We start from the raw sequence: 9728 nt of genomic DNA, 5'->3' as shown, positions 1-9728 counted from the left end.
ATCTAAAACAATTATATCAGGGGGAGTCCTCTTTTTTAATGCCAGATACTTTTTTCAGACAATTATAACTTTGACCCTACAACTATTTTACACTAAGCGATCAACTCGGCTTGAGCGTAGGTGCGATTTACGGATGTTATTTTCACTTTAACTTTTTCTCCAACTTTATCTCCAGCTTCTTCTATAATGATAATATAACCTTTTTTGCGCGCTATTCCTGCAGATTCATTTTCGGAATGTTGTTCTTCGATTTTGAACCTGTATTTACCTCCTTCTTTAACAGGGAGGGCCATCTCCTTCAATCTTTTTCTGCTGCCTTTATCTATTATATTGATATCCTTCATATGAAGATCGTTATTGCCCCGAATATATATATCTTTATTCAATTCTTCCTCCAGTATGTTTAATTTTTCTCCCCGGTTACCTATTAATACAGAGGCGACGTCGGGATGCACTTCAAGTAAAATTGCCTGAAAATTTTCTCTGGAGGCAAGGGAAGTAAGTTTTCTAATGACTCTAAATGCCATAGTGGTTTCAGATATTATTCGGCCAGTCCCCTCACAGTAAGGGCATTCTTTTTGAATCAATTCCCCCAGTCTTTCTCTTACTTTCTTTCGAGTCATCTCAACGAGTCCAAGTTCGGTCAGGCCCAGTATTGAAGTTTTGGTTCTATCATTTTCCATTTCCCTTTCCAGAACTTCCAAAACCTTTTCTCGATTGGACTTTATTTCCATGTCAATAAAATCAATTATTATAATTCCACCTATATCTCTCAATCTCAGCTGCCTGGAAATTTCTTTAGCAGCTTCCAGATTCGTCTTAAAAACAGTATCCTGAAGATTTTTTTGCCCGGTAAATTTACCTGTGTTAACATCGACTGCAACCAGTGCTTCAGTGGAATCAAAAGTGATATATCCACCAGATTTAAGCCAGACCTTTCTCTGCATCAGTGATTTTAATTCCTGTTCAATGCCATAAGTCTCAAAGATCGGTCTATCTCTTTCATAAAGAAAAATCCTGGAATTAATATTGGGAGCCAGCTTTTCAGCAAAACTGGAGAGATTCTCATAATCCTCCTGATCATCTATAACGACCCTATCTATATCTGAAGATAGATGATCCCTGACTACTTGATGTATCAGGTTAATATCGCTGTGAAGAAGTTTAGGCGCGCTGGATCGATAATATCTGTTTTTTATTCTCTCCCATAATGACTTTAGAAAGTTATAATCTTTGAGCAGAAGCTTCTTATGTTTTCCAGCAGCATTAGTTCTGATAATCACACCATGACTGTCATCAACAATTTCTCCCGTTATACTTTTTAACCTGTTTCTTTCCTGCTGATCATCGATTCTTCTTGATATATTTGTTCTGGTGTCATGCGGTAAAAAGACATAATATCTTCCTGGAAGACTTACCCGGCAGGTGATCTTAGCTCCTTTACTTTTTATGGGTTCTTTTGTCACCTGTATCATAATTTCCTGGCCTGGACTGAGAACCTGATTTATTTTTAAATTTTTTTGTGAGTACAGATGCCTCTGTTTGCTGTTAAATAAAGGATAAGCATCATTTAAATGCAAAAATGCATTGCGATCATTACCGATATCAACAAAGGCCGCCTGCATGCCAGGAAGAACATCCTTTACTTTTCCCCTATAAATACTTCCTGCATCTCTATCGTAAGTATCCCTCTCAAAGAAAATATTATCAAGATTATCATTGACCAGTACTGCAGCTCTTTTTTCTCTTATCCCCGAATTTATTATAATTTTTTTATCATTTCTGCTCACAATTATCTCTCCTTCAGTATCTCCTCGGAAAGCGGCGTTATTATCCTGTCCTCATAACTTACATACATTCCTTCTCTGTAAAAGTTGGTTATAGGAATTACGGGAAGACCCGGTTTGAACTTTCTTAAAGCCTGGACAATTTCCTGAGGTCTAACATTTCCTCTGCTGCCGGTACTTACAAGAAAAGACCAGCGATTATCTTCGGTAAGGTCGATCTCATGGATCATTTCACGTATATTATATTGTCGATCATCTTTATTTCTTCTCTCTCTGGTCACTATCAATTCACAGCTGTTTTTCAACTTATCCAAAATAATCCTGTATTCATCATCTTTATTTTCAGGAGGTTCTATAATATATCGAGCCCTATCCACCAAAGCCTGGAGGGATTTTAAATTTTTATCCCCCACCATTCTGGCTTCATCCATTTTTATACCTGCGGGTAAATTTTTGTTTAGTTCAATTACGAACTTCTCTCCGGAGACTGACTCTTTGAGTTCAAGATCAAGATATTCTCCTCCCCCCGGCATACCAACCGGAAGAGGTTGTGAAAGTGAAAGATTTAAGGTGGGATTATAACCTTCGCTGTATTTTCCGGGTATTTTTGCCCTGCGTACTGCCCTTCTAAAAGTATCCAGTAGTTCAAGATGTGATATATATCTCAGTCTTCTTTTTTTGGCGAATCTGCTTCTAATCATCATGGAGAATCACAGGCTTTCTCATCTCTTTCCTGGCAGAGACGAAGAGAATCACGAGGTGTTTTGCAGATGCCACAACTAACACAATAAGACCAGCGGCAATCAGGCGTTAGATTTTCATTTTCTGATTCTCTCAGCTCTCTTATCAAAAAGCTATTTTCAACTCCAGGATTTATATGATTCCAGGGCAGATTTTCCTCTACATCATAACCATTTAAAAACTCCTCCGGAGACAGTTCCGACTGTTCAAAAGCTTTTTCCCAAAGATCGATATCTATTTTTTCACTCCACCCTTCCAGCCGCCCCCCCTGGCGCCAGACTTCATAAATTATTTCTCCAAGTCTTCTATCCCCTCTGGCCAGCACGCCTTCCAGTCTGCTCAACCCGGGATCATTCCAGTCGAAGGAAATCCCCTTGCCGGTGAGATTACCTTTCAAATAGTCGAGTTTATTCTCAATTTCCTCTTCTGAAGCCATATCTGTCCACTGGAAGGGAGTGAAAGGCTTGGGCACAAAAGTGGTGACATTAACCTGTACTTCTATCGGCTTCATATTGTAACCGGATTTTTCCCTGATTTCCCTTCCAAGCTCTGAAGTTTTTTGCACCATTTCAACAAGTCCAGCAAGGTCCTCTTTCTTTTCCCCTGGGAGTCCGATCATAAAGTATAATTTTATTCTATGCCAGCCGCTCTCAAAGGCGGCTTCGACTGCCCTGAAATAGTCTTCTTCATCAACACCTTTATTTATCAAATCTCTTAGACGTTGAGTCCCCGCTTCAGGGGCAAAAGTCAGACCACTCCTTCTAACTTTCTGAACCTGTTGCGCCAGCTCCACTGAAAATGAGTTAACCCTTAGAGAAGGCAGGGAGATGTTGACCATTTTATCAGCAAATCTGTTATTCAATTCAGAAACGATTTCAACTATCTCGGTATGATCAGCGGTGTTTAATGACGTCAACGAAATTTCTTCATAACCCGTGCTTTCCAGAATCTCTTCAGTCAGGCCTAAAATCTTTTCCTGACTTCTTTCCCGCACAGGTCTATAACACATGCCTGCACTGCAGAACCTGCATCCTCTTTGACAGCCCCGGGAAATTTCTATGATAGCTCTATTATGAACAATATCCATATAAGGCACGATTTGCTCAGTCGGAAAAAACGCTTCGTCAAGAACTTCAACAAATTGACGCTCAACAGATGATTTTATGTCTTCAGACACGGGTTTGATGTCGGTAAAGCTGCCTTCAGTATAAGAAGCTTCATAAAAATCGGGAACATAAACCCCATCTAAATAAGAAAGGTTATTCAGTATGGCAGCTCGAGAAAATCCGCGCCTGTAAAGATTTTTATATTCGTACACCAGCTCCAAAATACCCTTCTCCGCTTCTCCAATATAAAAAAGATCGATGAAGTCAGCCATAGGTTCCGGATTGAAAACATTTGCTCCGCCGGCTATAATCAGGGGATCTTCATCGGACCTATTTTCAGTGCGGATTGGTATGTTTCCCAGATCTAGCATATTTAAAATCGTCGTATAGCTCATTTCATATTGCAGTGTAAATCCCAGAATGTCAAAATCTTTGACTCTGCGCTTATTTTCTAGAGAAAAAAGTTCGACATAATTTTCTCGCAGCAGCTTTTCCATATCGACCCAGGGGGCAAAAACCCTTTCACAAAGTACATTTTCCCGGGAATTCAATAAATGGTATAGGATTCTTATACCTAAATGAGACATGCCTATCTCATAGACATCGGGAAAAGCAAGACACACGCGATGATCGATTTCATTCCAGTTTTTCCTGACTGAGTTCCACTCGCGGCCAATATACCTCTCTGGACTCTCAACCTGATACAATCTATCATTTATTTTATCGAAAGGCTTTTTTTCTGCATATTTTTCAAACCACCTCTTAACGAGCTAAAAATTTATCTTTTTTCTGCGAATATTAATATTTAATATCAATCCTATAGCAACCATGGAGGTGACCATTGAACTACCTCCATAGCTTATAAAAGGCAGAGGAATACCGGTTATAGGCATAATCCCCAAAGACATTCCTACATTCTCGATGAAATGAAAGAAAAACATGGCTATTATTCCTGCAGTGATCAATTTCCCAAAGTTATCTTTGGCTTTAAGAGCCACTTTTATTATTTGCAGAAGCAGCAGCACAAATAAAATTATTACTAAAGCGGCTCCAATAAATCCAAATTCTTCTCCTATAACAGCAAAGATAAAATCTGTATGCTGTTCTGGCAGAAAATTTAGTTGATTTTGAGGGCCCTCTCTAAAACCCCGGCCTGTAAACTGTCCCGAACCTATAGCAATTCTAACCTGAATAATATTATAACCAATACCTCTGGGATCTATCTCAGGCTTGATAAAACCGATCAAGCGATTAAGCTGATAGGGCTGGAGAAATATAAGAGGAGTAGAAAAATATATATGCGAAGAAATCATAGCCACAACAGCTATAAATCCGCCGCCAAAAGTCAGAACAATATCTTTCACTCTTCCTCCGGCAATATAAAACATGGTTAAAAAAATGAAGACCAGAACCAGAGCAGTGCCAAGATCATTTTGAAGAATCACCAGAAAAAATGGAGGAAGCAAATAACCCAGATGCTTAATAAACCCTTTAAAACTACTCAATTCTTCCTCATTTCTGTCCATCCAGCTGGCAAAAAATAAAATCAATAAAATTTTAGCGATTTCAGAAGGCTGGAATGTCACCGGACCCAGAGCGAGCCAGCGGGTTCCTCCACCTACGGTAGCGCCAGCGAAAAGAAGTGCGGAAAGTATAGAGATTGTAATTAGATATAATATTATATCATATTCTCTAAATACTCTGTAATCATAAAATTGTATAATTACAATAAGTATGATGCCCAAAAAGGCAGCCACCAGTTGAGTCCTGAGATATTCAGCAGGATTTTCAGTTATTCCGCTGACAGCCGTTGAAACGGCTATTAGCCCTAAAATCGTCAGGGCTATAACTAATAATGGAATTGTTAAATTGAGATTTTTTAAAAGCTTTTTTTCTAAATGCATCCTGTATAATCCTCAATCCTGATTATTTTTTAAGGGAAAGTTAGCTATCATAGCCATCATTTCTTCTTCCCTGGTAATTTCCATCTCTATTCTATCATCCTCCACATCTATGTATTTCTGCATTACTTCTACCAATTCCCCCCTCAAATTCTCCATTTGTTCTGGAGTTAGTTTGATTCTATCCTGAACCAGAACAAATTGAAGCCTATTTTTGGCCACATCCTTGCTGCTTTTATTGTTATTTTTATTTTTATCTTCCTTAAAGAAGCCTATAACTTTTTCTACTAAACTAATAATAATCCCCTCCAATCTAAAAATATTGTAATAATAGGGTATTACCATCCTATGAAATTTTTGATTCTATTTATAAATGAATCATCTTTGAGGTCCATAAGAGGAAGATCTTCTCCTTCAATACGCCTCGATATGTTTTTAAAGGCCTGTCCGGCCTGTGAATTATTGCTGTGAACTATAGGCTCACCGGTATTTGTTGAGACAACTATTTTCTCTTCCTCAGGAACAACCCCCAATATATCAACTGCCAGAATTTCCAGCATATCATCTATATTCATCATATCTCCCCTATCGACCATATCTTTCTTTATTCTATTTATGACCAGTTCAGGATCATTCACACCCTCTGCTTCTAAAAGTCCTATGATTCTGTCAGCATCTCTAACAGCTGAAACCTCCGGAGTTGCAATTATAACAGCCCGATCAACACCAGATATTGCGTTTCTAAAACCCTGCTCTATACCTGCGGGCGAATCTACAAGCACATAATCCATCTCTTTTTTTAATTCTTCAATGACTTCAGAAATTTGTTCTTCTGATACTGCTTCTTTATCCCTGGTTTGAGCTGCTGGCAGCAGGTAAAGATCTTCCGTTTTTTTATCGCCTACAAGAGCCTGTTCGAGTCGACATCTATCTTCCACTACATCGACCAGGTCATAAACTATTCGATTTTCCAGACCGAGAACAACATCTAAATTCCTCAAGCCGATATCCGCATCTATGAGGCAAACTTTTTTGCCTTTCAAAGCAAGTGCAGCTCCTACATTGGCCGTCGTTGTTGTCTTTCCAACTCCACCTTTACCCGACGTAATTACTATAGATTTGCCCTGCAAATTATCTCCCTCCTAAAACATTCCTGATTACTTTGAATTTTAAAAAGCAATTTTTTCCACGATGATTCTTTCCTCTTCAATAACAGCTTTTTCAGGATTAAAGCCGGTCACATCCTCCTCATCTTCAGGAGGGCGAGAAATTTTACCGGCAATTCTTATCTGGGTTGGATCCAGCTTTAATGCTACTATTTCAGCCGATTCATCTCCTTTTACCCCCGCATGTACCAGTCCCATTAATTTACCAAATACCAGTATATTCCCTCCTGCTCTAACTTCAGCACCGGGATTAACATCGCCCAGAATAACAAGATTATTAGGGTGTTCCACCGCCTGACCGGACCTCAAAGTTCCTTTGACAAATCTGGTTTTATTCTCAAATGAAATTTTATCATTGTTTATAGCTCGTGATTTTTTTGCAAGTCGTTTATTTAATCCCTTTTGACCGGAATCATCAGCAAAACCGGCCAGATAAACTTTTGTGCCCGGATTGACCTTTTTTGTCATAAAAGAAACCAGCGAATTTAACTTCTCAGCAGAGATTGTTAATTCATTAATATTTAAATACAGATCAGTGCCTTCATAAAAATCTCCTGCTTCCTGTAGATGAGAAGCCAGACTATCCCTGATTTGTTCGACAGATAACTCCGGGTTTAAATTAATCAATACACCTTCTGCTATCATCTCTGTTGTGAAAGATTCTTTCATATTATCAAACACCTTCCAGAGCATTTATTTCAAAATAATATTCCAGAATTTCAGCGGCTATGGGTACAGCATTACGGCTGGTATCCCCTTCTTCAATAAATGTCACCAGAGCAACTTCAGGTTCTTCTACCGGTGCATAAGCTACAAACCAGGCATGGCTTATACCGCCCCCCATTTGAGCTGTCCCGGTTTTGCCAGCCACATCAAACGGAAAATCATAAAAACCTTCACTCCCTGTGCCAAAATCTTCCATTACTGCCTGGGTTAATCCTTTTTCGATAATCTCGAAAGTTTCATCAGAAAAATCCAGCTCAAACGATTTTTCAGGAGAAAAATCTTTTTCTATCCCTTCTTCTGAATCAATTATTCTGCGAAGTAATTTAGGAGTATAAACCTCTCCTCTGTTAGCTACTGCTGCAATCATCTGCAGCATCTGGGCCGGGGAAGTGAGCAAATCTCCCTGGCCAATAGCCATATTGACCGAATCTCCGGGATACCACCCTTCGCCTAGATTTTCTCTTTTCCAATCTCCATCCGGAACCCTACCGGAGTTTTCTCGGGGTAAATCGATTCCGGTTTCATCACCGAGTCCAAATTTCCGGGCGGTTTCTATCAATTGACTCCCACCAAAATCCTGATACATCTCATATCCAAGCTCATAAAAAACTATATTGTTAGAACGAGCCATTGCCCTGGTAAACTCCAGTTCTCCTTCTCCATAATCCAGCCAGTTTGTAAATGGCCTATCCCAGCCCGGGATATTGAAAGTACCTGTAGCATCATAAAATTCTGTATCGCCCGAAATCCCCAGGCTTTCAATAGCTGCTGCACCGGTTATTATTTTAAATATGGATCCAGGAGGCACTGTTACCTGTAAATTTCGATTCAAGAGAGGTTGATAGGGGTCCCCAACTAATTCCCGGAACTCCTCCTGGGTAAGTCCGTGAGAAAAACGATTGGGATTATAATCCGGATAGCTGGCTTTACTGAGGACAGCGCCCGAGTCCAGTTCTACCATCATGGTCGATATGCCCCGGGGATCTTCCATATCTTCTTCCTCTTCGGCCTCCGCTTTCAACTCATAAAAAGCTTCCTTGAGCAAATTTTCTGCTTTAAGCTGCAGATCCAGTTCCAGGTTTAACTGAATATCATGTCCTGATCTGGATTCTTTTTCTTCTAAAAGCCTTTCTTTATGCCCTCTGTGATTGATCTCTATAACCTGCTCTCCTTTTTCTCCCCGAAGATAATTTTCATACTGACTTTCTACACCTGAAATCCCCACAAAATCTCCACCATGATATTCTCTGCCTTCTTCCATATTTCTTTTCAGTTCTGCTGCCCCTATTTCTCCAACATAGCCTAAAACATGGGAAGCAAAATCATCATAAACGTAATCTCTCAATGAAGATTCTCTGATAACTATCCCGGGCAAATTACGACTATCTTCTTGAATTCTGATCATCTCTTCAATCGATATATTCCTTCTCAGTAAAATTCCCTCGCCGGGTGTCCTGATTTCTCTACCCTGAGAATAATTACTTAATAAGGCTTCCTGCTCCACATTTAATATTTCTGCCAGATTTAAAAACAATTCATCCCTGCTCATTCTTCTGCCCAGTTCATTGGGCATAAAATAGACGTCAAAAGCGAGCTGATTGGATACGAGTATATTGCCTTCCCGGGAGTATATTCTTCCCCGAGGAGCAGAAATAGGACGGATAGAGAGTCGATTGCTTTCAGCCTGACGGTGGTAAAAATTTCCATGCAGAATCTGCATCTGAGCAGCCCTGCCCAAAAAAGTTATACCTACAATTAATACAAATATCTTTATAACTTTAATCCTCTTCTTCATAGTCCTGCCCACCACCGAAAAATAAAAAATATATGATCACATATATTATCATGCCCACCAGGGTAGTATATAAGGCAGAGGGAAGGAATTGCGAGATGAAGGCATTTCTGAAGTCTATTCTAAAAATTACATTTTCTGAAAGAAGAAAAATTATTATCTCCTGGATTAAAGCAAACCCCAGAATAACCGGTGTGATTAAAAAGATTTTTTCTGGAAAAATCCTTCCTCTAACTTTACCGGCAAAAGCGCCAATTATAATTCTCGAAATAGTATAATTCCCCAGGCCTGCTCCGAGCAATACATCCTGTAGAAGTCCTGCTGCAAAACCAAAGCCCCCGCCTTTTTTGGGACCGAATAAAAAACCTATACTAAATACAAGAACCAGTATCAGATCCGGGCCATAACTGGCGGCAGGGAGACGGGAAAACAAAGATACCTGTAAAATCAGGACCAGAAGCAGCACTAAAAGATAAACCAGAACATCACGCATCTATTTTCCTCCCAAA

9 protein-coding genes are annotated in these 9728 nt (G+C 39.5%); all 9 read right to left on the bottom strand.

Annotated elements, in window-relative coordinates; all coding sequences use genetic code 11:
• Window positions 1-92: 92 nt before the first annotated feature.
• Window positions 93-1790 (bottom strand): Rne/Rng family ribonuclease, encoded by a 1698-nt coding sequence (locus tag BLT15_RS07815; protein ID WP_089760446.1) that lies wholly within the window; start codon window positions 1788-1790, stop codon window positions 93-95.
• 2 nt (window positions 1791-1792) lie between these two features.
• The gene (locus BLT15_RS07810; RefSeq protein WP_159429869.1) at window positions 1793-2488 is read right to left on the bottom strand and encodes a TIGR03936 family radical SAM-associated protein; all 696 of its coding nucleotides are present in this window, start codon (window positions 2486-2488) and stop codon (window positions 1793-1795) included.
• Window positions 2488-4341, bottom strand: coding sequence for a TIGR03960 family B12-binding radical SAM protein (locus tag BLT15_RS07805; protein WP_234985553.1), 1854 nt, complete (start codon window positions 4339-4341; stop codon window positions 2488-2490). Before BLT15_RS07805 ends, BLT15_RS07810 begins: the two co-directional genes overlap by 1 nt.
• Before the next feature lie 63 nt (window positions 4342-4404).
• The gene (rodA, locus tag BLT15_RS07800; protein ID WP_089760441.1) at window positions 4405-5538 is read right to left on the bottom strand and encodes a rod shape-determining protein RodA; all 1134 of its coding nucleotides are present in this window, start codon (window positions 5536-5538) and stop codon (window positions 4405-4407) included.
• 12 nt (window positions 5539-5550) lie between these two features.
• Window positions 5551-5847 carry a cell division topological specificity factor MinE gene (gene minE / locus BLT15_RS07795; RefSeq protein ID WP_234985552.1) on the bottom strand — a complete coding sequence of 99 codons (297 nt, stop codon included), beginning with the start codon at window positions 5845-5847 and terminating at the stop codon, window positions 5551-5553.
• Between the two features lie 26 nt (window positions 5848-5873).
• Window positions 5874-6665 carry a septum site-determining protein MinD gene (gene minD, locus BLT15_RS07790; protein ID WP_089760437.1) on the bottom strand — a complete coding sequence of 264 codons (792 nt, stop codon included), beginning with the start codon at window positions 6663-6665 and terminating at the stop codon, window positions 5874-5876.
• A gap of 39 nt (window positions 6666-6704) precedes the next feature.
• Entirely contained in the window at window positions 6705-7370 is a 666-nt protein-coding gene (minC, locus tag BLT15_RS07785) for a septum site-determining protein MinC (RefSeq protein ID WP_234985551.1), read from the bottom strand.
• A 4-nt stretch (window positions 7371-7374) separates the two neighbouring features.
• Window positions 7375-9222 carry a penicillin-binding protein 2 gene (gene mrdA, locus BLT15_RS07780; RefSeq protein WP_089760435.1) on the bottom strand — a complete coding sequence of 616 codons (1848 nt, stop codon included), beginning with the start codon at window positions 9220-9222 and terminating at the stop codon, window positions 7375-7377.
• A complete protein-coding gene (gene mreD / locus BLT15_RS07775; protein WP_089760433.1) occupies window positions 9206-9712 on the bottom strand; it encodes a rod shape-determining protein MreD in 507 nt (168 codons plus the stop codon). The genes mrdA and mreD overlap by 17 nt, the downstream gene beginning before the upstream one ends.
• Window positions 9713-9728: the final 16 nt, after the last annotated feature.

The sequence above is a fragment of the Halarsenatibacter silvermanii genome, from assembly GCF_900103135.1.
GTDB lineage: Bacteria > Bacillota > Halanaerobiia > Halanaerobiales > Halarsenatibacteraceae > Halarsenatibacter > Halarsenatibacter silvermanii.
The sequence above is the reverse complement of the archived record's forward strand: the minus strand, read 5'-3'. Positions and strand labels throughout refer to the sequence as shown.